The sequence below is a fragment of the uncultured Serinicoccus sp. genome (assembly GCF_947487915.1).
In the GTDB taxonomy this organism is placed as follows: Bacteria; Actinomycetota; Actinomycetes; order Actinomycetales; family Dermatophilaceae; genus Ornithinicoccus.
In genome coordinates this window covers 17,728-40,021 of the sequence record NZ_CANKYH010000004.1, presented here as the reverse complement: position 1 = coordinate 40,021, position 22,294 = coordinate 17,728, and the positions used below count along the sequence as shown (strand labels likewise).

Genomic DNA, 22,294 nt, shown 5'->3' with positions numbered 1-22,294 from the left:
TCTGTCTGGTCGGTGCAGGATGCGTGCTCGGGTGTGTCACGGTTCTCCTTCGGTCGGTGGCTCAGGTGTGGTGGCGCTCCCCGGGCCGCCGCGGGTGCGCTCGCCCGGGGCGGCGGTCGCCGTCGCGGCGTTCAGGGCTAGCGACGCGCACGGCGGGCGCGGGAGTTCGGCGTGGTGCGTGCAGGGCGGCCCACATGGCTATGAGCACCGCAGCCAGGCCGACGGTGGTCCACCTGCCCGGACGTTCGCCGAGGGCGAGCGCGGCCAGTGCGATGCCGAGGACGGGCGTCAGGAACGTCCACGCGGTCAACGTGTCGAGCCGGCTGTGGCGGGCCTCGGTGAACCACGCCACCGTGGTCGCCGCGGTGCCGACAAGGGCCAGGAACAGGAGCGAGACGACGAAGCGGGGGGTCCAGGAGATCACCGGTGCGCCCTCCACGGCCGCGGCCAGCAGCACCAGGCCCGCCCCGCCGATCAGCAGGTGCCACGCCGTGGCGGTGACCAGGTCCAGCCCGGCCAGTCGGCGGGAGAGCAGGGTGCCTGCGGTGACGGCAGCCGCCGCCAGCAGCGACAGGGCGGCCCCGCGGCCCCCGCCCCCGGGCAGCGCCACCAGGACCAGCCCGGCGAACCCCACCACCAGGGCGGCAGCCGTGCGCAGGGACAGCCGCTCGCCGAACATCCACCAGGCCGGCAGCAGGATGAGCAGCGGTTGGGCGTTGGCCAGCACCGCCGCGGTGCCGGCAGCGCCGCCGGCGACGCCCGCGAACATGGCGGCGAAGGCGACCGTGACGTTGACCAAGCCCAGGACCGTCAGGAGCCCCCAGGCCCGCCGACCGGTGGGGCCGGGGCGGTGCTGCAGACCACCCAGCGCAAGCAGGGCGGCGCCGGCCACCACCGCCCGCAGGGCGGCGAACCACAGCAGCGGGGCGTCGCGCAGGCCCCACTCGATCGCCACGAAGCACGCACCCCAGGCCGCGGTGACCCACAGCATCCGCACCGGCTTCGGCCGCCGAGGTGCGGCGGTCACCGCTCCGGCCGCCGCGGCGGCAGGAGCTGTGGGGCCCGCGGGGACGTCCACGCCGGCCCCGGTCAGCGGGTGCCGGCCGGGACCGGTGCGGTAGGCTCCGGCTCGCTGGCGGCGCGCTGCGGCGCCCCGGGGACCTGCTGCGCGGGCAGCCTGAGCCGCTTGAGCAGCAGGGCGTTGATCGTGACGATCACCGTAGACCCCGACATCGTCAATGCCGCGATCTCCGGGCGCAGCATCAGTCCGAAGGCCGGGTAGAACACCCCGGCGGCGATCGGCAGCGCGATGGCGTTGTAACCGACGGCCCAGGTCAGGTTCTGACGCTCCTTGCGCACGGTGCCCCTGCCGATGCGCAGAGCCACGGAGACGTCCAACGGGTCCGAGCGCATCAGGACGATGTCCGCGGTCTCGATCGCCACGTCCGTCCCGGCGCCGATCGCGATACCGATGTCGGCCTTGGCCAGCGCCGGGGCGTCGTTGACGCCGTCCCCGACCATCGCCACCGTCTTTCCGGCCTGCTGCAGCTCGGCGATCTTCTCCGCCTTATCCCCGGGCAGGACCTCGGCGATGACGGTGTCGATGCCGAGCTGGTCGGCGATGCGCAGGGCGGTCGCCTCGTTGTCGCCGGTCAGCATGACGACCTCGATCCCGGACTCGTGCAGGGCGGCGACGGCTGCGGCAGCGGTGTCCCGGGCGGCGTCGGCCAGGGCGATCACGCCGACCGCACGACCGTCGACGGCGACCAGCACCGCGGTGCGTCCGGACGCAGCCAGCTCGTCCCGGCTCGCGGCCAGGTCACCGAGGTCGACGCTCTCGGCGCTCATGAGGCGCAGGTTGCCCGCCAGGACCCGGCGTCCGTCGACGGTGGCGGTGGCGCCGTGGCCGGGGACGTTGCGGAACTCGCTCACGGCCAGCACGGGCACACCCCGCGCAGCGGCATGGCTGTCGATGGCCCGGGCCAGCGGGTGCTCAGACTCACGCTCGACCGCGGCGACCAGGGCCAGCATCTCCTCCTCGCTCATGCCTGCCGCGACGACGTCGGTGACCTCCGGTTCGCCCTTGGTCAGCGTGCCGGTCTTGTCCATCACCACCGTGTCGATCTTCGCCGTCCCCTCCAGGGCGGTCGCGTTCTTGAACAGCACCCCCCGCTGGGCGCCCAGCCCGGTGCCGACCATGATCGCCATCGGGGTGGCCAGCCCCAGGGCGTCGGGGCAGGTGACGACCACCACGGTGATCGCGAAGAGCATCGCGGTCGGTACACCGGCGCCGGCGAGCATCCACACGGTGAAGGTCAGGGTGCCGCCGATGAGGGCGACGAACACCAGCCAGAACGCGGCCCGGTCGGCCAGGCGCTGACCGGGGGCCTTGGAGTTCTGGGCCTCCTGCACCATCTTGACGATCTGCGCCAGCGCGGTGTCCGCCCCGACCTTGGTCGCCCGGGCCCGCAACGTGCCGGTCGTGTTGATCGACGCGCCGATCACCTCCGCGCCGGGGGCCTTCTCCACCGGCATGGACTCCCCGGTCACCATCGACTCGTCGACCTCGGACTCACCTTCCTCCACCACCGCGTCGGTGGGGATCTTCGACCCCGGCCGCACCAGCAGCAGGTCCCCGACGACGACCTCGGCCGTCGGAACCTCCACCGGCTGGCCGTCCCGGACCACGACGGCTCGGGAGGGGGCCAGCTGCAGCAGCGTGCGCACCGCGTCGTTCGCACCACCCCGGGCCCGCATCTCCAGCCAGTGCCCCAGGAGCACGAAGGTGGTCAGGACCGTGACCGCCTCGTAGAAGACCTCACCGCCGCCGGTGAGGGTGACGACCAGGCTGTAGAGCCACCCCGCGCCCACGGCGACCGCCACCAGGACCATCATGTCCAGCGTCCTGGCCCGCAGCGCCCGGTAGGCGCCGTCGAAGAAGATCCACGCCGAGTAGAAGACCACCGGCAGCGACAAGATCAGGGTGAAGACGTCGTCGCGCAGCCCGAACGCCAGCGGCGGGTCCAACCCCAGGACATCCCGCCCGAGCGGGGACCAGATCGTGATGGGGACAGCCAGCACCAGGGCGACCAGGAACCGGTTGCGCATGTCGCGGGCCATGTCCTCCATCGACCCGCCGCCGTGGTGCCCGCCGTGGCCCATCACCGCCTGCGCGGAGCGGTCCGCCTCCTCACCACCCCCGTGGCCCGCGTGCCCGGCGTGCGCCTCGTGCCCGACGTGGCTGCTGTGCCCGCCACGGCCCTCAGGGGCGTCGTGCCCGGCGTGGCCCTCAGGGGCGTCGTGCCCGGCGTGGGCGCCGCCGGGGGCCGGTTCGGCCATCGGGTGGCACATGTGGTCCGGCGTGGACTGCCCGGCGCAGTGGTAGCCGCAGTCGTTGACCCAGCCCACCAGCTGGGCCACCGACGTCGTGCCCGGGTCGTAGGTGACGGTCGCGCTCTGGGAGGCGGCGCTGGCCTCGACGGCGAGCACGCCGGGGCGGCGCATCAGCGTCTTCTCGATGACAGGCTCGGAGGTGGCCCAGTGCAGGCCACCCACCTCCAGGACAGTGGTCCGATTCTTCATGGTTGGTCTTCCTTCCCGGCCCGTGGCCGACAGATCGTGCAAGCACGGACGCCCCCGGCCGGATGCCGACCCGTCCGTGGCGTCTCAGGCCGTCGTCACCGGGACCGGCGCGGGCAGGAACTCCCGGCGCATGCCCAGGACCTGGTCCGTCATCGCGATGGAGGTGGCGCCGTCGGTCACGGTGCCGGCCAGTGCCCGGATCGCGTCGATGGTCTCGGGGATGACGATGGCCTCGTTGTTGACCTGGTAGGTCAGGTAGGCCTCGTCCCCCTCGACGGCCAGGACGTCTTCCCACACGGCGACCTCCCACATGTCACCGCGGGGCCGGCCCAGGTCGCCCATGAGCTCGACGGTGGTGTTCGTCGCGGTCAGGCCGTCGGCCATGCGGATGAACGCGATCCTGGGTGCGGCCCGCAGCGCGTCCAGGACCTCTTCCCGGCTGGCCGGGCGGGTCAGCTGCAGCGTCCAGAAGTGGTTGTGGGTCTGGGTGTGGGCCGCCCTGGCGGCCATGGTGACCACGTCAAGCTCCGGCAGGACGGTACGGGCGTCGGGGCCCTGGTGGGAGGGGATCGAACCCTCGGGGACCACGGTGTTCATGATCCCGCGCTGGTGGGACTGGCCTGGGTCGGTCGCCCGCCTGATCAGGACCCCACGCGCACGGGCGAGCAGGCCCGCATCCTGCAGCGCGCCGAGCACGCGCACGATGCTGGTGGTGTTGCAGGAGACCACCCGGGTGGTGTCCCGGCCGAGCGCGGTGGCGTAGTTGGCCTGGGCGACGAAGGAGTGCCCGGTGGTGGCGTGGGACTCCCCACCCTGGAACACGGCCTTGACCCCGGCAGAGCGGTAGACCTCCAGGTTCGTGGCGGCGACCCTCTTGGGGGTGGTGTCCACCACGACATCGGCCTGGGCCAGCAGCTCATCCAGGGTGCCGGCCACCGGCACCCCGGCACCGCGCATCCCGGCGCGTGTCTCCTGGGTCGCCGCGAACACCGCGATTCCCAGGCCGGCGGCCGTGCGCACGTGCCAGTCGGTGGCGATGTCGGCGACACCGACCAGGTCCATGTCCGGCATGTCCCGCACCGCGTCTGCGACCCGCTTCCCGATCACGCCGTAACCGTTGACGGCAACCCGGACGTTCATCTGTGTCTCCATCCTTGTCTCCTCGGTCTTCGAACTCGGTCGGCACCTGTGACGCCGCCGCCCCGTCGCGAGCGGCAGGGCGGCTGCAGCCCAGGCGCCGGCACGACCGCCCTGGTGGCTGCCACCTCAGACTCGCGAACCGTCAGGCATACGCCGCGTCGGGGACCATGGTCGCGACAGGACCGTCGGCGGTCAGGGCCGGCTGGCCGTTCACCGAGCCGGTTCCCGGTGACGAGCCGGAGCCGGCCCGTCCGCCTCTGGACCGGCCCAGGACGAACCCTCCTAGCTCCACCGCCGCACGGACGGTCTCGACCTGCGGTTCCCTGGCCGCGGTGATGACCAGCCGGGACCCGCCCTCGCGGACAAGGTCCACCGCCGCTGACCGCACGCCCGGCAGGAAACGCACGGCGTCCAGGACCACGGCCAGGCAGGCACCGCAGGTCAGTCCCCAGACCCGGTAGGTCCGTGTCACCGCCATCGTCCACCTCCGCCTACCCTCGTGGGGTACCAGTTGACTGCCACCAAACCACAGGATGGTCGGGGTCCGGCACCGCGACGGTGGAGATTCGATGGAGCCCTCGGTCATGGCATCCCGGTACCGCCCGCCGGTTGCGGTGGACCGCGACCTTCTTCTCGCGCCACCTCCCTCCGGTGCGTCTTCATCAAATCTCGACCGAAAGCCCCGCCCACCTCCGTGTGACCCGGTGATGATGGCGTCGAAGGCGCAGTGGCTCCCGGTGAAGACGGGCGGCTCGCAGCTTCGTTTGACCACGACGGGAGAAGAGACGATGCGTCCGGTGCTGTTCACCATCCTCGGTTTCGACGTGCAGGCCTACGGCCTCAGCAAGGCGGCAGCTGCGCTGGTCGCGGCGTGGTTGCTCGGCCGGGCCTTCGAGCGACGAGGTCTGAGCAAGGACTCCGCGCATGCCCTGGTTCTGTGGTCCACCGTCTGGGGCTTCGTCGGCGCGAAGATCTACTACCTCCTCGAGCAGCTCCCGTCGATCAGCCTCCACGACCTGGGCGGCATGGGCTTCACGTGGTACGGCGGGCTCCTCGGCGGCACCGCGGCCGCCCTCGTCGTCATCCGACGCCACCAGCTGCCCGGCGGCATCGTCGCCGGGGCCGTCGCGGTCCCTCTCACCGTCGCCTACGCGATCGGGCGCCTGGGATGCCTCCTTTCGGGGGACGGGACCTACGGCCGCCCCACGGACCTGCCCTGGGGCATGGCGTTCCCGAACGGCGTCGTCCCCACCGACGTCCCGGTGCACCCGACCCCCCTCTACGAGGCCGCCGCCGCCGTCCTCATCGTCGCGGTCCTTGCCTATCTCGGGCGCCGGTGGGCCCCCGTCCAGGTGTTCGGCGCCTACCTGGTCCTGTCCGGCCTGGCGCGCGTGTCGGTGGAGTTCGTCCGCATCAACGACCCGGTTCTGGCAGGTCTGACCCAGCCCCAGCTCTGGGCGCTGGTCAGCGTCGCCGTCGGCGGGGCGCTGGTCCTGGGCGGGAGGCGGCTGCAGCCCCCCGGCGGACAGCCGCAGAACAGCGTGGTCCCCCAGACCGCGTGACCCTCAGGAACGGCGCGGGGTTGTGTGACGATCCCGGCACCACACCGGGCGTCTCACCCTCACACACCGCGACCCGTCACGCGCAGACCGCTGCGCGGGGGCACGCCGCCCGGTACGTCTCCTCCCCCGTCGGGGCCGAGGCACCGGCGCAGGAGCGTCGAGCACGCAGAGCAGCCCACGCAGGACGCTCAGGCCCCGACGAGCTCGTCGAGGCTGCCCGGCACGCAGGTCCCCGGGCCTGTCCGTGCGCGAGACCGAGGAACTGTGGAGACTTGATGGAGATGTCCCGCGCCCGGCCCGTTGCGGTCTCGCCGCACTTCCACCGGCGGTTAGCGTCGGAGGGAAAGGACCGTCCGCCCAACCCTCGTCCACGGCGGCGTGGGTAGCGACGGTCACCCGCCCGACGCACACGGAGGCTTCTGATGAACCGCCACAAGACCCTGCTCCCTGCTGCTATCGCCACCTTGGCCCTCGTCCTCGCCGGGTGCGGTGAGAGCGCCGGGGACTCCGGCACGCCATCCGGCACGGCCGGCGGGGGCGGCGCCCCCGCCACCACGCAGACGGCCGCGGATGAGGCGCACAACGACGCCGACACCACCTTCGCGCAGATGATGATCGTGCACCACGAGGGCGCCATCGAGATGGCCGACCTCGCGGTGCAGCAGGCCGGCTCGGAGGAGGTGCGTGCCCTCGGCGAGGACATCTCCGCGGCCCAGGGCCCGGAGATCGAGAAGATGAAGTCGTGGCTCAGCGCCTGGGGCGAGGAGACTGCCCCCGCGGGCGGGACCGGTGGCATGGACCACGGCGACATGGACATGGGCAGCATGGAGATGGACGGCATGAACCAGCAGGAGGTCATGGCCGAGCTCCAGACCCTCTCCGGGACCGACTTCGACCGGCGCTTCCTGGAGCTGATGACCGCCCACCACCGGGGCGCCGTCGAGATGGCCGACGCCGAGCTGCAGGACGGGCGCAACCCGCAGGCGCTGGAGCTCGCCGAGAAGATCATCGCCGACCAGGAGGCCGAGATCGCCACGATGGAGCAGCTGCTGCAGAACCTGTGACCTCCGTTTCAGGCAGCGGCGGCGGCAGCAGCGACCGGCACGCGACCGGACGTCTCGCCCGGCCCCGGCCGGGCGAGACCCCTAATACCCCTACCCGGTAGGGGTTGTTACGGTGGCCCGCATGCGTTCTCGAGCCACCCTCCTCCCGCTGCTCGCCGGGGTCCTCGTGACCCTGCTGCTGGTCCTCAGCGGGTGCAGCACCGCCACCCCGACGGCCGACGGCCGGCAGGACCTGGTGACCGCGCACGGCCTGCAGGGCCTGGACGCCCGGGAGGTCATCGACCGGCTGGAGGCGACCCCGGTGTCCCAACGCCCGGCAGGCCTGATCGCCTCCGTGCAGCCCGCGGCGGTGATGCTCTCGGACGCCGAGGGCCGCGAGGCCCGGCTGCCGCTGCCCGAGGACACGTTCTACCTCTCGGTGGCCCCCTACCTGGACCAGACCCACGAGTGTCACTTCCACAGCCTCACCACCTGCCGCGGTGAGCTCGGGAACGAGGACCTCACCGTCCGGGTGGTCAGCGAGACGGACGGCACCGTCCTGGTCGACCAGACCCTGCGGACCCAGGACAACGGGTTCGCCGGGCTCTGGCTCCCGGCCGACCTGACGGCCACCCTCACGGTCGAGCACGAGGGCCGCACGGCCAGCACGCCGATCACCACCGGTGCGGACGCCCCCACCTGCCTGACCACCCTGCAGCTGCGGTAGGCGGCACCATGACCAGCCAGCACCGCCACCAGAGTTCCTCCAGCTCCTCCCCGGGGGCAGCACAACCCCCGCACCAGACAAAGGGCTCCACGCGTACCGGGACCGACGAGGCGACGCCCTCGGCAGCGCCAGGGCTGCCCACGCGGGAAGGAGGAGCACCGGTGAGACAGACCTCCCTGACGGCCGCTCTCGTGGCGGCCGCCGCCCTGCTGCTCGCCGCCTGCGGCCAGTCCGGCTCAAGCATCTCCGAGCAGATGCGCCAGGGCGACCAGAAGGGATACGTCGCCGGCGACGGCACCATCGAGTCCCTGGCACCCGAGCAGCGCCGGAGCGTGCTGGCGCTGGAGGGCACCACGCTCGAGGGCGACCCTTGGTCCGCCGCGGACCACAACGGCGAGGTCGTCGTCATCAACGTCTGGGGGTCCTGGTGCGCCCCGTGCATCGAGGAGACGCCGGACCTGGTCCGGGTCGCCTCCGACCTGGACCAGGCCGGTGAGCCGGTGCAGTTCGTCGGCGTCAACTCCCGCGACTCGGTGCCCAGCGCCCTGGTCTTCGAGGAGACGCACGGCATCCCCTACCCCTCCCTGCAGGACGACGGCGGGCGCACCCGGGCCCAGCTGGGCGGGCTGGCGGTGGCCACGCCCTCCACGATCCTGCTCGACGGGCAGGGCCGGGTCGCCGCGCGCGTCAGCGGCGCGGTCGACGCCACCACCCTGCGCGGCCTGGTCGACGACGTGCTCGGCAACGAGGCCGGCGATGAGTGAGGTCGTGCTCACCGGCCCCCTGCTGCTGGCCGCCGCGATCGCGGCCCTGGCCGGCCTCGTGTCCTTCGCCAGCCCGTGCGTGCTGCCGCTGGTCCCCGGCTACATCGGCTACCTCTCCGGCATGACGGGCGGCGCCCCCCGGGCTCCCGCCCCGCCGCGGTGGCGCCCCGTCGTCGGCTCAGGACTGTTCGTGGCCGGGTTCTCCGTCGTGTTCATCGCGATGAGCGTGGTGATCTCCTCCCTCGGGATGGTCCTGGCTGCCAACCAGGGCCTGCTGCTGCGCCTGGGCGGCCTCATCGTCACCGGGCTGGGTCTCGTCATGCTGCTGCAGGTCTCCCCCTCCTTCTCCGTGCGCTGGCGCCCGGCGTCCGGGCTCGCCGGGGCTCCGCTGCTGGGCGTCGTCTTCGGGCTGGGCTTCTCGGCCTGCACCGGGCCCGCGCTCGCCGCGATCCAGACCCTGGGCACCTCGATCCTGCCCGGTGACGGCGCGCTCAGCCGCGCGGTCGTGCTCGCCGTGGCGTACTGCGTCGGCCTCGGTCTGCCGTTCGTCCTGGTCGCCGCCGGCATGGGATCGGTGAGCCGTGGCTCCCGCTGGCTGCGCGGCCACTACCTGCTCGTGCAGCGGGCCGGCGGGGCCATGCTGATCCTGCTGGGCCTGCTCATGGTCCTCGGTGTCTGGGCCGAGGCCATGGCCTGGGTGCAGACCAGGCTCACCGGCAACTTCACCACGGTGATCTGAGGTGCCCGACACCCAGACGCCCCAGCGGATCGAGCCCACCTACCCCAAGGACCGCACCACCATGGGCGGCCCACGCCTGGGCCCGCTGGGGTGGGCCCGCTGGGGCTGGCGCCAGCTGACCAGCATGCGCACCGCGATCCTGCTGCTGCTGCTGCTCGCCGTCGCCGCCATCCCCGGCTCGCTGTTCCCGCAACGCTCGGTCGACCCGGTACGGGTACGGGCTTTCGTCGAGGACAACCCCGGCCTCGCCCCCTGGCTGGACCGGCTGTTCCTCTTCGACGTCTTCTCCTCCCCGTGGTTCGCCTCGATCTACCTGCTGCTGATGGTCAGCCTCGTCGGCTGCATCGTCCCGCGGACCGCGCAGCACGCCCGGGCCCTGCGGTCCGAGCCTCCACGGGCGCCACGGCGCCTGAGCCGGCTGCCCGCGCTCGCCGAGGCCACCGTTCCCGGCGCCCCGGAGGGCGTTCTGGCGGCGGCCCGGGACGTCCTGGCCGCCAAGGGGTACCGGCTGAGCCGGGCCGGGACCGGTGACCGGTCCGTCACCGGTGAGAAGGGATACCTGAAGGAGACCGGCAACCTGATCTTCCACCTGGCCATGCTGGGGGTGATCGTCGCGTTCGCCGCCGGGCACCTCCTCGGGTGGCGGGGCGAGATCATCATCAAGGAGGGCCAGTCGTGGACCGCCGGACCGGCCAGCTTCGACACCCTCAACCTCGGGCCCCTGGCCAGCACCGACGACATCCCGACCTTCACCGTGCAGCTCGACCGGCTCGACGTGGCGTTCGAGACCCAGACCGAGGGTGCCCAGTTCGGCCAGCCCCGCCGCTTCGACGGCCTCGCCACCGTCGACATCCCCGGACGGGACCCCGAGCAGCAGCAGTTCGCGGTCAACCATCCCGTCTCCGTCGGCGGGGACTCCATCTTCCTGCTCGGCAACGGCTACGCCCCCGTGGTGACCGTCCGCGACCCCGACGGGCAGGTCCTCTACTCCGAGGCCGTGACGTTCCTGCCCCAGGACAACAACTACGCCAGCGAAGGAGCCATCAAGGTCACCGGTCGCGACCCCGGGCTCGGGCTGGTCGGCGGCTTCCTGCCCACCCTGCGGCTCGACCCCGAGCTCGGCATGACCTCCTCCTTCCCCGGGCTGGGCGACCCGGCCCTGGCGCTGACCGCCTTCGAGGGCGACCTGTTCGCCGACGGCCGGCCCCAGTCGGTCTTCACCATCGACACCGAGCAGATGACCCAGATGACCGACGCCGACGGCGCCCCGGTCGCGATGCTCCTGCGACCCGGCGAGTACTTCGAGCTGCCCGACGGCACCACCGTGGAGTTCGAGGGCGTCATCCGCTGGGCCGGGCTGCTGGTCCGCCACGACCCGGGCCGGATGCCGGCCCTCGCCCTCGCACTGGCCGCCGCCGCCGGGCTGACCCTGATGCTCGGCGTCAGACACCGCCGGATCTACGTCCGCATCGACCCCGCCGACCTCACGCCGGTCGGCGCCAGCCGGGTGGTGGTGACGGTCGGCGGGCTGCCGAAGGGCACCGACCCCGCGCTGCAGGGCGTCGTCGACGACGTCCTCGGCCGCATCACCGCCACCGCCCCGCCACCACCCCAGCCGCCCACCCGAGGAAGCGACGAGGACACCCCATGACCGACCCGCAGCTGGCGCTGGCCAGCGACATCGCCATCTGGGCCGGCCTGGCCGTGCTGGCCCTGGCTCTCATCTCCTTCTCCGCGCACCTGGCGGTCACCGGAGCCGCCCGCCAGGGCCGGTCCGACGACACGGTCCCCCAGCCGACCGCCCTGCTCGTGCGCACGGGCACCGGCACGGAGGGGTCGGCGACCTTCCCCGACGCCGCGCCGACCTCCGCCGCCCTCGAGCCACCGGCTGTCGACCACCCGGCCGGCGTCACCCGCCGCTGGGGCGTCCTGGGGATGCAGCTGACCTGGCTGGCCACCTTCGCAGTGCTCGCGGGCACCCTGATGCGCGGGCTGTCGGTGCAGCGCTGGCCCCTGGGCAACATGTACGAGTTCGCGATCGTCGCCGCGTCCTTCGCCCTCGTCGTCTTCTGCACCTGGAGCCTGCGGCAGGACCGGCTCTGGCTCGGCCCCTTCGTGGTGCTGCCCGTCATGGTGGTGCTCGTCGCAGGCAAGATCTGGTACACCGAGGCCTCCCAGCTGATGCCCGCCCTCGACAACACCATGTGGCTGACAATCCACGTCACCCTGGCCACCCTCTCGGTCGCGCTCTTCGTCATCGGCGCCGCGCTCGCGGTCACCTACCTGCTGCGCGACGCGGCCGAGCGCAAGAGCCGCGTCCGCGGCTGGCTGGCCGCGCTGCCCCAGGGCGACAAGCTGGAGGCGATGACCTACGGCATGCACATCTTCGCCTTCCCGCTATGGACCTTCACCCTCATCACCGGCGCGATCTGGGCCGAGGTCGCCTGGGGGCGCTACTGGGGCTGGGACCCCAAGGAGGTCTGGACGTTCGTCATCTGGGTCGTGTACGCCGCCTACCTCCATTCCCGGGCCACCAGCAGCTGGACCAAGCGGCAAGCCACCTACGTCGCGCTCACCGGCATGCTCTGCGTCATCATCAACTACACCGTGGTCAACCTGCTGATCACCGGCCTGCACTCCTACTCCGGCGTGGCCTGACGCAGAACCGTCCGAGCGGACCGCCCATCCCCAGCGTTCCTGCGGGCGCCCCGGGTAACGCGCCGCACGCGGGGCGCCGCACGGTGCGCAGAATCACCGCACCCGTTGCCCGAAGGGGTGCTCACCACACCGGCAGCGGATGACCAGCGCCACGCCCGGACCCCGAACGGCGTCCGCGGGCTACTCGTTGTCGCCGCCGGTGTCGGCGCCAGGCGCGCCGGAGCCCTGCGTGTTGTCGGTGTCCTGGAACACCCAGTTCGTGATCTCGGGCAGGTCCTCGCCGTACTCGCGGGTCCACTGCCGGGCACGCACGCGCGCGTCGAGCATTTCCTGCCGCAGCACCGACGCGCGCTCCGCCAGGCCGGGGACGCGGTCGATGACGTCGGCCACCAGCCGGTAGCGGTCCAGGTCGTTGAGCATCAGCATGTCGAAGGGCGTCGTCGTGGTGCCCTGCTCCTTGAAGCCGCGCACGTGGATGTTGGGGTGGTTGGTGCGCCGGTAGGTGAGCCGGTGCACGAGCGAGGGGTAGCCGTGGAAGGCGAAGATCACCGGCCGGTCGGTCGTGAACAGCGCGTCGAAGTCGCGGTGGTCCAGCCCGTGCGGGTGCTCCTTCTCGTCCTGCAGCCGCATGAGGTCGACGACGTTGACGACGCGGACCCCCAGGTCGGGCAGGTGCTCGCGCAGCAGCTTCGCCGCCGCGATCGCCTCGATGGTGGGGACGTCGCCGGCGCAGCCCAGCACGACGTCGGGCTTCTCGCCGGGAACCTCCGAGCCGGCCCAGTCCCAGATCCCGATGCCGCGGGTGCAGTGCAGCACGGCCTCCTCCATCGTGAGCCACTGCGGGCCGGGCTGCTTGCCGGCGACGACGACGTTGACGTAGTTCTTGCTGCGCAGGACATGGTCGAAGGTCGACAGCAGGGTGTTGGTGTCCGGCGGCAGGTAGATCCGGATGACGTCGGCGGTCTTGTTCATCACCACGTCCAGGAAGCCTGGGTCCTGGTGGGAGAAGCCGTTGTGGTCCTGGCGCCACACGTGCGAGGAGAGCAGGTAGTTGAGCGAGGGCACCGGCACCCTCCACGGGATGTCGCGGCAGGCGTCGAGCCACTTGGCGTGCTGGTTGAACATCGAGTCGACGATGTGCACGAACGCCTCGTAGCTGTTGAGCAGGCCGTGCCGCCCGGTGAGCAGGTACCCCTCGAGCCAGCCCTGGCACTGGTGCTCGGAGAGCACCTCCATCACCCGCCCGGTACGGGAGAGGTCGAGGTCGGTGTCCACGACCTCGGCCTGCCATGCCTTGCCGCCCTTCTCGACCGTGGCGCCGAGCCGGTTGGAGTGGGTCTCGTCGGGCCCGAAGACCCGGAACGTCTCCCGGTTGCGGTCGACCACGTCGGCGAGCCAGCTGCCCAGCACCCGGGTCGGCTCGGCCGTGGCCGCGCCCGGAGAGGGGACGTGCACGCCATACCCGCGGAAGTCGGGCAGGTCCAGGTCCCGGGTGAGCGTCCCGCCGTTGGCGTGCGGGTTGGCGCTCATCCGTCGCGTGCCGACCGGGTTGTTGCGCGCGACGAGCGGCACGATCCGGCCCTGCTCGTCGAAGAGCTCCTCGGGCCGGTAGCTGCGCATCCACGACTCAAGGAGCCGGGTGTAGTCCTCGTTGCCGCGCACCGCGGCCATGGGGACCTGGTGGCTGCGCCACGTGCCCTCGACCGGGAGGCCGTCGACCTCCTTCGGACCCGTCCAGCCCTTGGGCGTGCGGAAGACGATCATCGGCCAGCGCGGACGCTCGGTGAGTATGCCGTCGCGGGCGCGGGCACGGATCGTCGCGATCTCCTGCAGCACCTCGCCGAGCAGGGCGGCGAAGCGCTGGTGGATCCCGGCGGCGTCCTCGTCGTCGAAGCCGGCCTCGAAGAAGTAGGGCCGGTGGCCGTAGCCGACCATCAGCGCCTCGAGCTCCTCGCGCGGGATGCGGTCGAGGATCGCCGGGTTGGCGATCTTGTAGCCGTTGAGGTGCAGGATCGGCAGCACGGTCCCGTCGACCTGCGGGTCGAGGAACTTGTTGGAGTGCCATGCGGTGGCCAGCGGGGCCGTCTCGGCCTCGCCGTCGCCGATCACTGCGACCGCGACCAGGTTGGGGTTGTCGAAGGCGGCGCCGTAGGCGTGCGAGAGCACGTAGCCCAGCTCCCCGCCCTCGTGGATCGAGCCGGGCGTCTGCGGGGCCACGTGGCTCGGGATGCCACCGGGGAAGGAGAACTGCCGGAACAGCTCCTGCAGGCCCCGCTCGTCCGGGCCGACGTGGGAGTACACCTCGGAGTAGGTGCCCTCGAGCCATGCTGCGGCGACGAGCGACGGGCCGCCGTGGCCGGGGCCGCTGAGGTAGATCATGTCGAGGTCGCGCTGGCGGATCTGGTGGTTGAGGTGGGCGCAGAGGAAGTTCTGGCCCGGTGAGGTGCCCCAGTGCCCCAGCAGCCGGGGCTTGACGTCGCGCTCGTCCAGGGGTCGTCGCAGCAGCGCGTTGTCCATCAGGTAGATCTGGCCCACGGCCAGGTAGTTGGCCGCACGCCACCAGGCGTCGATCGCGGCCAGGTCGGTCTCCCCCAGCGGGGCGGGCGCGGTCTTCGGCTCGGCAGACATGGCCCTACCCTGTCGGCCCCGCGGCGCCCTGGCAAGGGGCGTGGGTCCGAAGATGGGGCACAGGCGGGCGCGGTCCGGTCCGGGACACGAGGCGCTCAGGGCGTGTCATCGCCGCGGGGTCCTCCCACGCCGACCGGTGTCGCACCGGGCCGTTCTGACGGCCGGGGCGGGGGGCGTCAGCTTCCTGCCTGACGGCCTCAAGACCGTCCGCCGATCGTCACCCTCTCCTCGAGCCGGTCCGAGCCTGTCGACGGGCCAGTGCCTGAGGTGGTCCTCGAGCAGGGCTGCGGTGCCTGCCGCAGCCTGGGCCGCGGCACGCCGAAGCGGGCCAGGCATCGTCGCGTGGTCCGTTGCACTGCCCCGGCTCGTCGTCGGTCGGCGGACGAGCGCTCTGAGGATCGGGCGGTCATGGCAGGCGCCCGCGCATGCCGGCAGGGTGCCTCACTGCTGGGTCGTCGTGTTCGTGAACCGCGCCGCGCTGTGCGCGGGAGTCAGGACGAGGCGGCGGAGCAGCTGCGCGTTCAGAGCGACGACGACCGTCGAGGCCGACATGAGTATCGCCCCGACGCTCATCGGCAGCACGAATCCGACCGGAGCCAGCACGCCGGCCGCCAGTGGGACCGAGATGAGGTTGTACCCGCCCGCCCACCACAGGTTCTGCTTCATCTAGCGGTAGGAGGCACGGGAGAGCTCGATGACCGACAGGACCGAGCGCGGGTCGGAGGAGGCCAGGATGACGCCCGCCGAGCCGATGGCCACGTCGGTGCCGGCGCCGATGGCGATGCCGACGTCGGCCTGGGCCAGGGCCGGCGCGTCGTCCACCCCGTCGCCGACCATCGCGACCTTCCGGCCCTCCTGCTGCAGCTCGGCCACCTTCGCCGCCTTGTCTTCGGGCCGGACGCCGGCGAAGACGCGGTCGATGCCCAGCTCGGCCGCCACCGTGTCGGCGACCGCCTGCGCGTCACCGGTGATCATGACGACCTGGGCACCGGCGGCGCGCAGGGCCTCGACCGCCTGCCGCGACTCCGGCCGGATCTCGTCGGCCAGCCGCAGGGCACCGATCACCTCGCCGTCGGCGAGCACGTGCAGGATGATCGCGCCCTCCCGCCGCCAGTCCTCGGCGACAGCCAGCTCGGCGGCGGCGTGCTGCTCGAGCAGGTACGGGCCGCCCACCTCGACGACGGTGCCCTCGATGCTGCCCCGGACACCCACCGCAGGGGAGGAGGAGAAGTCGGTGGCGCGCGGGACCGTCAGCTCCCTGCCGCGTGCGGCCCGGCGATCGCCTTGGCCAGCGGGTGCTCGCTGTCGGACTCGGCGGCTGCGGCCAGGGCGAGGACCTCCAGCTCGGAACGAGTCTGCCCGTCAGCGGCCTGCACCGCGGTCACGGTGGGCTCGCCCTTGGTCAGCGTGCCGGTCTTGTCGAACAGGACGGCATCGACGGTGCGCATGGACTCCAGCGCGGGCCGGTCCTTGACCAGCACGCCACCGCGGGCGGCCCGCTCGGTCGCGATCGAGACGACCAGCGGGATGGCCAGGGCGAGCGCGTGCGGGCAGGCGATGACCAGCACCGTGACGCTGCGGACGACCGCGCGGTCGGGCATGCCGAGCAGGCTCCACACGACCGCGGTAACCAGGGCCGCGGCGAGGACGAACCAGAACAGCCAGCCGGCGGCCGTGTCGGCGATGCGCTGCGCGCGGGAGGGATGCCTGGGCGTCCGCGACGAGCCTCTGGATCCCCGCCAGGGTGGTCTCCTCGCCCATGGCGGTGTGACCTCCACCCGCAGTCCCGAGTCGGTCGCCAGCGTCCCCGCCACCACGGAATCCCCGGAGCCCCGTCGGACGGTCCTCGACTCCCCGGTGACCATGGACTCGTCCATGCTCCGAGCCGTCGACGATGCGCCCGTCCGCCGGCACGGAGGCGCCGGGACGGACGACCACGACGTCACCCAGGACCAGCTCGGACGGAGCGACCGTCACCACGTCGCCGCCGACGACCTTCTCCGCCTCGTCGGGCAGCAGCGCGGCCAACGAGTCCATGGCCGAGGTGGTCTGCGCGAGGGACCACATCTCGATCCAGTGGCCGAGCAGCATGATGACCACCAGCAGGGCCAGCTCCCACCAGAAGTTGAGCTCGTGGCCCAGGATCCGCAGGCTCGCGCCCCAGGAGGCGACGAAGGCGACGGTGACGGCCAGCCCGATCAGGAGCGTCATTCCCGGACGGCAGGCCCAGGCCTCCGCCACGGCGCCGGTCAGGAACGGCCACCCGCCCCACAGGTACACCACGGTGCCCAGCAGCGGAGAGACCCACCACACCCACGGCGCCTCCGGCAGCCGGTAGCCCAGCAGGTCCGCGAACATCTCGTTGAAGCCCACGACCGGCACCGCGAGGACGAGCATGATCCAGAAGAGCCGCCGGAACTGACCCACGTGGTCCCCGTGGGCATGGTCACCGTGCCCGTGCTCCCCGTCGGCATGCTCACTCTGACCGCCGTGACCGGGACCGGCCTGCTGCTGGTGCGCCTGCTGGGCCTGACTCTGGTCATGGCGGCGTCGTGGTGGCCACGAGCGCCGTCGGTGACCGGTGCGTGGTGGTCCTGGGGATCCATGTCGTCGCTCCTGCTCGTGGATGTGGAATCCGGCGGTCTGAGGTCAGGGTGCGTCGGTCCGCCGGCTCGACGTGACGGCGTTGCGCACTGACGGCGCCCAGGGTCCCGACCACCGCCTCCTCGGGCAGGCGGCGTGTCGGGTCTGGCAAGCCGACCGTGGGCGGCGTCGTCCTCGACCTGCGGTCGCCAATGGTCGTAGCGAAGCGGATGTACATCACCCCGGTCCGTATACCGGCCCGCACAGGCGGAGTCCCTCATTTGTCGTCGACTCACAGCGTACCCCGATGGGGTATAGGGCAGGCGGCGTGGCGCACTCGGTCCCCCTCGCTCCGCACACCCGGCCGCCGAGCAGGGCTATCCCATCCCGGCCTGCCCTCGGCGCGCGGCAGACCCTCGACGGAGGGAGGTCGTGGGGCGCTCGGGCCGTGCGGTCGTGGCTGCTCGTTGCGATCAGCGGACGTCAGACGGCCGGCCCAGGGGGACTACTGCGGCTCGCGCGGCCGACCGCCCTGCGCGCGAACCGTCTAGGCAGACCCACCGAGGCCTGATCGCGAGTACGCACCCGCTCGGTCCCTTGGACCCGGCCCGCGGGGCCGGAACGCCGCCAGCGCCACGATCATCGCTGCGCCGGGGACCACCCACGGTCCCGTGCGCACGGCCAGGGTGAGCTCCGTGCGCAGCGGCAGACGAGCGAGCAGTGTCGCCTCGGTGTACGGCGCGGTGCGTTCGGCGACGGTGCCGTCGGGGGTGATCAGCGCCGAGACACCGACGTTGCTGACGTGCGCGACGGACCGCCCGTACTCCACGGCTCGCACCCGTGAGATGGCAAGGTGCTGCACGGACTGGTCCCCCCGACCGAACCAGGCGTTGCTCGTGGGCACCACGAGCAGCTCGGCGCCGCCGGTGACGAGGTCCCTGACCGCCCGGTCGACGGCGACCTCGAAGCAGACGGCCAGGCCGAGCACCACGGGCCGGCCGTCACGTGCCGGAACCGGGATGACGCCCGGACGCTCGCCCGGGACGAGGTCCTCGATCCGGTCGACCCATGGGCTCAGGTGGCGCACGAGGGGGCGCAGGGGCATGACCTCGCCGAACGGCGCCAGGTAAACCTTGCGGTAGGTCTGGTCCAGTCCCTGGTCGGGCAGGTAGCTGAAGACCATGTTTGCCGCGGCGCCTGTCCCTCCCCTGCGGGAGAGCCCGCCGAGCACGACCGGTGCGTCCACCGCGTCCGTGGCCGCCCGGATGCGCGCTTCCGCCACGGGTCCGACCTCGGGGTCGAGGGGATCCAGGTCGGTGGCGCCCTCGGGCCACAGCACCAGGTCGGGAGCGGGAACGGCACCTGACCGGACCCGAGCGGCCAGGTCCTCCGTGCGCCCGGTATACCGGGCCAGCATGGTCCCCGGGTCCGCAGACAGGGTCCGGTCATACCCCTCCGGGATGTCGCCCTGCACCGCCGCCACGGTCAGCGTCTCTCCCGAGACGGGGCGTGGCACAGCAGCCGGTACCAGTATCAGCACGACTGACCCGCCCAGCCCAGCCAGCGCCCTCGGCCATCCGCGGTCCTCGCGGGCTCGGGTCTGCTGCACGCTCAGGGCCAGCAGACCGCCGACCAGCGCGACGAGGAACCCCAGCCCCGTGACGGCCACGACGCTGGCGGCGCCCAGCATCGGTGAGTCCGCCTGGCTGAACCCCAACCTGGCCCAAGGGAAACCGCCGAAGGGGGTGACCGAGCGGGCCCACTCCATCAGCACCCATGCGGCGGCGCCCACGACCGGCCGGACCGCACCCGCACGTTGCACCACGGACAGGAGCGCCCCCAGCGCGGCGGGGTAGAGCGCGGACAGCAGGCTCATCGCCAGCCATGCCGGGGCACCGGCGTAGGTGCTGGCCCAGGTGAACATCGGTGCGAACCAGGTCAGCCCCAGCAGCAGTCCCGCCGCTGCGCCTACCCACGGTCGGGCGCCGGCAGTCGCCAGGGCCAGGGCAGCACAGCCGACAGGCGCCAGCCACCAGACGTCATACCCGGGGAACGCCAGCCACAGCGCGACACCTCCCAGCAGGCCCAGCAACAACCGAGCCACCCACGCTGGCGCCGGAAAACCGCCATGCGCCTCGACCCGCCGTGCCCGGCGCCGTTCCCGTGCTGCGCCACTGCTCGGCTCGGCGCTGAGCACCCGGCCGCCCGGTGCAGTGCCCGTTCGCGCTCCCAGGACTTCGCCCGGAACCGACGGCCTTGCGGTCGTCATGCCACGCCCCCGTAGACCCTATGGTGAGCAGCGTCGCGTGCAGCCCAACGTGCCGCAGGCATCACCGATTGACTGACTGGTCAGGGTGCGCCCGCACATGGGCCCGTGCCACGGCTGGTGGGTCGATGGTCGACGGCTGTCGGTGGGCGCTCCACAGAAGGTAGCCGCCCACGATCACCATGGGGGCCGAGAGCACCTGGCCCATGGTGATCCATTCCAGGGCGAGGTAACCAAGGTGGGCGTCGGGCACGCGGAGGAACTCCACGAGGACGCGGATCACTCCGTAGAGCAGCAGGAACAGACCGGAGACAGCACGGACCGGGGGCTTGCGACGTGTGTACCACCACAGGACGCCGAACAGGAGCAATCCTTCGAGAAGGGCCTCGTACAGCATGGTGGGGTGGCGGGGCTCGTCCCCGGCGCCGGGAAAGACCATGCCCCAGGGGACGGCGGTCTCCTTTCCCCACAGCTCTGCGTTGATGAAGTTTCCGATCCGGCCGAGGAAGAGGCCCGGCGGGACCAGTGGTGCCACGAAGTCGCTGACAGCGAAGAAACTGCGCCGGGCACGGCGTGCGTAGACCCACAGCGCCACCAGCACTCCCAGCAGACCACCGTGGAAGGACATACCTCCTTCATAGATGCGCAGGACACTGACCGGGTCGGCCACCGCGTTCTCGAACCCGTAGAACAAGGTGTACCCGACACGGCCGCCCACGACGACACCCACGACGCTGTGGAGGATCAGGTCACTGACCTGGTCAGTGCTCCACCCTGAGCCCGGTCGTTTGGCCAGGACGGTCCCCAGGACCCAGGCGAGCAGAAACCCGACGGCGTACATGACGCCGTACCAGTACACCGTGAGGGGACCGACGTCGAACGACGACGGCAGGTCCGGGTAGGGGACCTCAGTCAGCAGTCTCACAATGGCTGTCCCGCAGCGACGCGCAGAGCATCGACGCCCGCCGGGTGACAGCGGTCCCCCGGACTGCCCAGCGGTCGTGATGAGCCTGCCGCCTCATCTCCGGCCGTCGGAGCTGCCCGGTGCGACGATGCGACATCCATGAAGAAGCCGGCCCCCTCGACGGCCCGTCTGACGGTCTCGGTGTCAAGAGCATGCCGAGCTGCGACCCTCAGGCGGGCACGGCCACCCCCGACCAGGTTCACGGCGACCGCCTGCACGCCGCTCAGGGCGCGCACGCTGTCCAGAATCCCGGCCAGGCACTCACCGCAGGTCAGACCGAGCACCCGGTACGTCTGCGTGGTCATGCTCCACCTCCATACCACCCAAGGCATCTGTCCCACCCCAGAGAACCAGGCGGACATGGGTAAGGCCTTCCCGAACGGTGGAGTTTTGATGAAGACCCTCGCACAGCGGGTCGACCTATGCCGTCGCGGCTCAGCGAAGGGAGCGGCAATGCCGATGAGGATCTCCGCGTAGACGGCAGCAGCGGCCAGGTGGCCCAAGGGCTCATCCTTGTGCACCATTTCGGTGAGCTGCGCGATGGTTTTCCTGGCCGGATGCCCTTTCTGTAGAACTCCAGGAAGGGCCTCGACACCCCACGGGTCAGGCGTTTCCAGGCGATGCCTCGCCCTGGAACGGCCAGCGCGGTCCCGCCGGTCCGTGTGGCCACTCCGGCGGGGCCGGTCAGCACGGTCTTCAGCCCCGGCGCCCTCGCCGATGTTGCACTCTCGGTGGTTGGTGCCTGGCGCTGGTCCTGACAGTGGTCTCGGCCCAACCCTGTAGACCCCTGCGATCGTGCGGGCGCGGCCAGGGCCAGCACGCGACGTTGGCTAAACGCCCAGGTCGACAGATGCTCGACCGTCAGGCAGGATCTAGGGCGCCGAAGGGAGGTCCATGTACCTGGGTGTCGTCGTGATGGCCGTCGCCGCCGTCGTACCCGTGCTTGTGCTGTACGGGCTGCACCGTCGGACGGCGGTCACGCCGGATCCCCTCGAAGTGCTCCCGTTCGAGTCGGGCTGGATCCCCGAGCAGCACGCGCTGTCCCGGTACCACGTGCGGTGGTACCTGGCGACCCTCCTCTTTCTCGCCTTCGACGTCGAGATGTTGTTCATGTACCCCTGGGCCGTCGTCGTCGCCGAGATCGGCACCACGGCGGTCGTCGAGATGTTCCTCTTCCTCGCTGCGTTGTTCGTCGCCGTCCTCTGGGCGTGGCGGGAAGGTGCCCTGCGATGGGTCTGAGCGAGGCGAGCTCGCGCGTCGCCGCGCGGTACGCGCACGCCCTGCTGGTCGAGGTGCCCGGATGGGGACGCACGCGCATGGTGGCCGAGCACGCCGTGCTCGCGCGTGGATGGCAAGTGGCCCGTTCCCCGGCAGACGCTGACGTTCTCGTCGTGTGCGGCACTCCCGGGCCACGGCTCAGCGAGGCCGTCGACCAGTTGTGGCACCAGATGCCAGGGCCGCGGGTGACCGTCCAGGCCCTTCGCGTCGAGGACGTCGCGGCCGTCCTTGACGAGGCACACGCACTCCTTCTCTCCCCCGACCGCCACCGGCACGACGCGGCGGACCGACCCAGGACAGACGATCTGCTCGCACGCCAGCCCCACGACAGCCAGGCCCAGCACGCGCACGGTGGCCACG

At 71.8% G+C, this 22,294-nt stretch carries 17 protein-coding genes and 2 pseudogenes; 8 read left to right on the top strand and 11 right to left on the bottom strand.

Annotated features, from left to right (window positions below; translation table 11 throughout):
* Nucleotides 1–61: 61 nt before the first annotated feature.
* The 4 genes from Q0795_RS05535 to Q0795_RS05520 form a co-directional block, all read right to left on the bottom strand.
* The gene (locus Q0795_RS05535) at nt 62–991 is read right to left on the bottom strand and encodes a DMT family transporter (RefSeq protein WP_298887726.1); all 930 of its coding nucleotides are present in this window, start codon (nt 989–991) and stop codon (nt 62–64) included.
* Nucleotides 992–1,089: 98 nt separating this feature from the next.
* Nucleotides 1,090–3,582, bottom strand: a complete 2,493-nt coding sequence (locus Q0795_RS05530) for a cation-translocating P-type ATPase (RefSeq protein ID WP_298887723.1) — start codon at nt 3,580–3,582, stop codon at nt 1,090–1,092.
* An 84-nt stretch (nt 3,583–3,666) separates the two neighbouring features.
* Nucleotides 3,667–4,722, bottom strand: a complete 1,056-nt coding sequence (locus tag Q0795_RS05525; protein ID WP_366942455.1) for a type II glyceraldehyde-3-phosphate dehydrogenase — start codon at nt 4,720–4,722, stop codon at nt 3,667–3,669.
* 142 nt (nt 4,723–4,864) lie between these two features.
* On the bottom strand, nt 4,865–5,194 hold the full coding sequence (locus Q0795_RS05520; protein ID WP_298887716.1) for a heavy-metal-associated domain-containing protein: 330 nt from the start codon (nt 5,192–5,194) through the stop codon (nt 4,865–4,867).
* A 316-nt stretch (nt 5,195–5,510) separates the two neighbouring features.
* Between Q0795_RS05520 and Q0795_RS05515 the strand changes: the two genes are divergently transcribed.
* The 7 genes from Q0795_RS05515 to ccsB all read left to right on the top strand — a co-directional run bounded on the left by Q0795_RS05515 (nt 5,511) and on the right by ccsB (nt 12,215).
* Complete coding sequence (locus Q0795_RS05515) at nt 5,511–6,284, top strand: prolipoprotein diacylglyceryl transferase family protein (RefSeq protein WP_298887713.1); 774 nt, start codon at nt 5,511–5,513, stop codon at nt 6,282–6,284.
* A 422-nt stretch (nt 6,285–6,706) separates the two neighbouring features.
* Complete coding sequence (locus Q0795_RS05510) at nt 6,707–7,348, top strand: DUF305 domain-containing protein (RefSeq protein ID WP_298887711.1); 642 nt, start codon at nt 6,707–6,709, stop codon at nt 7,346–7,348.
* Nucleotides 7,349–7,469: 121 nt separating this feature from the next.
* Nucleotides 7,470–8,054, top strand: a complete 585-nt coding sequence (locus tag Q0795_RS05505; RefSeq protein ID WP_298887709.1) for a CueP family metal-binding protein — start codon at nt 7,470–7,472, stop codon at nt 8,052–8,054.
* A gap of 161 nt (nt 8,055–8,215) precedes the next feature.
* Nucleotides 8,216–8,818 carry a TlpA disulfide reductase family protein gene (locus tag Q0795_RS05500; protein WP_298887708.1) on the top strand — a complete coding sequence of 201 codons (603 nt, stop codon included), beginning with the start codon at nt 8,216–8,218 and terminating at the stop codon, nt 8,816–8,818.
* Complete coding sequence (locus Q0795_RS05495) at nt 8,811–9,557, top strand: cytochrome c biogenesis protein CcdA (RefSeq protein ID WP_298887706.1); 747 nt, start codon at nt 8,811–8,813, stop codon at nt 9,555–9,557. Before Q0795_RS05500 ends, Q0795_RS05495 begins: the two co-directional genes overlap by 8 nt.
* 1 nt (nt 9,558) lies before the next feature.
* Nucleotides 9,559–11,208 (top strand): cytochrome c biogenesis protein ResB, encoded by a 1,650-nt coding sequence (locus tag Q0795_RS05490; RefSeq protein WP_298887704.1) that lies wholly within the window; start codon nt 9,559–9,561, stop codon nt 11,206–11,208.
* Nucleotides 11,205–12,215, top strand: coding sequence for a c-type cytochrome biogenesis protein CcsB (gene ccsB, locus Q0795_RS05485; protein WP_298887702.1), 1,011 nt, complete (start codon nt 11,205–11,207; stop codon nt 12,213–12,215). Before Q0795_RS05490 ends, ccsB begins: the two co-directional genes overlap by 4 nt.
* 180 nt (nt 12,216–12,395) lie before the next feature.
* Here ccsB and Q0795_RS05480 read toward each other — a convergent pair whose 3' ends face one another.
* The 7 genes and pseudogenes from Q0795_RS05480 to Q0795_RS05455 form a co-directional block, all read right to left on the bottom strand.
* Nucleotides 12,396–14,843, bottom strand: coding sequence for a phosphoketolase (locus tag Q0795_RS05480; RefSeq protein WP_298887701.1), 2,448 nt, complete (start codon nt 14,841–14,843; stop codon nt 12,396–12,398).
* A 441-nt stretch (nt 14,844–15,284) separates the two neighbouring features.
* Nucleotides 15,285–15,509, bottom strand: coding sequence for a hypothetical protein (locus Q0795_RS05475; RefSeq protein ID WP_298887699.1), 225 nt, complete (start codon nt 15,507–15,509; stop codon nt 15,285–15,287).
* Nucleotides 15,510–16,219 (bottom strand): annotated as a pseudogene (locus tag Q0795_RS17220) (HAD-IC family P-type ATPase).
* Nucleotides 16,208–16,880, bottom strand: a pseudogene (locus tag Q0795_RS17215) (HAD-IC family P-type ATPase); the annotation flags it as partial. The pseudogenes Q0795_RS17215 and Q0795_RS17220, both read right to left, overlap by 12 nt.
* 1,093 nt (nt 16,881–17,973) lie before the next feature.
* A complete protein-coding gene (gene lnt, locus Q0795_RS05465; RefSeq protein ID WP_298887696.1) occupies nt 17,974–19,518 on the bottom strand; it encodes an apolipoprotein N-acyltransferase in 1,545 nt (514 codons plus the stop codon).
* A gap of 238 nt (nt 19,519–19,756) precedes the next feature.
* Entirely contained in the window at nt 19,757–20,617 is an 861-nt protein-coding gene (lgt, locus tag Q0795_RS05460) for a prolipoprotein diacylglyceryl transferase (RefSeq protein ID WP_269087377.1), read from the bottom strand.
* The gene (locus Q0795_RS05455; protein ID WP_083673490.1) at nt 20,614–20,961 is read right to left on the bottom strand and encodes a heavy metal-associated domain-containing protein; all 348 of its coding nucleotides are present in this window, start codon (nt 20,959–20,961) and stop codon (nt 20,614–20,616) included. The genes lgt and Q0795_RS05455 overlap by 4 nt, the downstream gene beginning before the upstream one ends.
* A 589-nt stretch (nt 20,962–21,550) precedes the next feature.
* On the opposite strand from Q0795_RS05455, the gene Q0795_RS05450 reads away from it, so the two are divergent.
* Nucleotides 21,551–21,895: an NADH-quinone oxidoreductase subunit A gene (locus Q0795_RS05450; RefSeq protein ID WP_058889656.1), complete on the top strand. Its 345-nt coding sequence runs from the start codon at nt 21,551–21,553 to the stop codon at nt 21,893–21,895.
* Nucleotides 21,896–22,294 lie beyond the last annotated feature (399 nt).

Bases quoted from the DNA above. Each gene is read 5' to 3' on its own strand.
- Q0795_RS05535 (WP_298887726.1), bottom strand. From the start codon at position 991: ATGCTGTGGGTCACCGCGGCCTGGGGTGCGTGCTTCGTGGCGATCGAG.
- Q0795_RS05530 (WP_298887723.1), bottom strand. From the start codon at position 3,582: ATGAAGAATCGGACCACTGTCCTGGAGGTGGGTGGCCTGCACTGGGCC.
- Q0795_RS05525 (WP_366942455.1), bottom strand. From the start codon at position 4,722: ATGAACGTCCGGGTTGCCGTCAACGGTTACGGCGTGATCGGGAAGCGG.
- Q0795_RS05515 (WP_298887713.1), top strand. From the start codon at position 5,511: ATGCGTCCGGTGCTGTTCACCATCCTCGGTTTCGACGTGCAGGCCTAC.
- Q0795_RS05510 (WP_298887711.1), top strand. From the start codon at position 6,707: ATGAACCGCCACAAGACCCTGCTCCCTGCTGCTATCGCCACCTTGGCC.
- Q0795_RS05505 (WP_298887709.1), top strand. From the start codon at position 7,470: ATGCGTTCTCGAGCCACCCTCCTCCCGCTGCTCGCCGGGGTCCTCGTG.
- Q0795_RS05495 (WP_298887706.1), top strand. From the start codon at position 8,811: ATGAGTGAGGTCGTGCTCACCGGCCCCCTGCTGCTGGCCGCCGCGATC.
- ccsB (WP_298887702.1), top strand. From the start codon at position 11,205: ATGACCGACCCGCAGCTGGCGCTGGCCAGCGACATCGCCATCTGGGCC.
- Q0795_RS05480 (WP_298887701.1), bottom strand. From the start codon at position 14,843: ATGTCTGCCGAGCCGAAGACCGCGCCCGCCCCGCTGGGGGAGACCGAC.
- Q0795_RS05475 (WP_298887699.1), bottom strand. From the start codon at position 15,509: ATGAAGCAGAACCTGTGGTGGGCGGGCGGGTACAACCTCATCTCGGTC.
- Q0795_RS05455 (WP_083673490.1), bottom strand. From the start codon at position 20,961: ATGACCACGCAGACGTACCGGGTGCTCGGTCTGACCTGCGGTGAGTGC.
- Q0795_RS05450 (WP_058889656.1), top strand. From the start codon at position 21,551: ATGTACCTGGGTGTCGTCGTGATGGCCGTCGCCGCCGTCGTACCCGTG.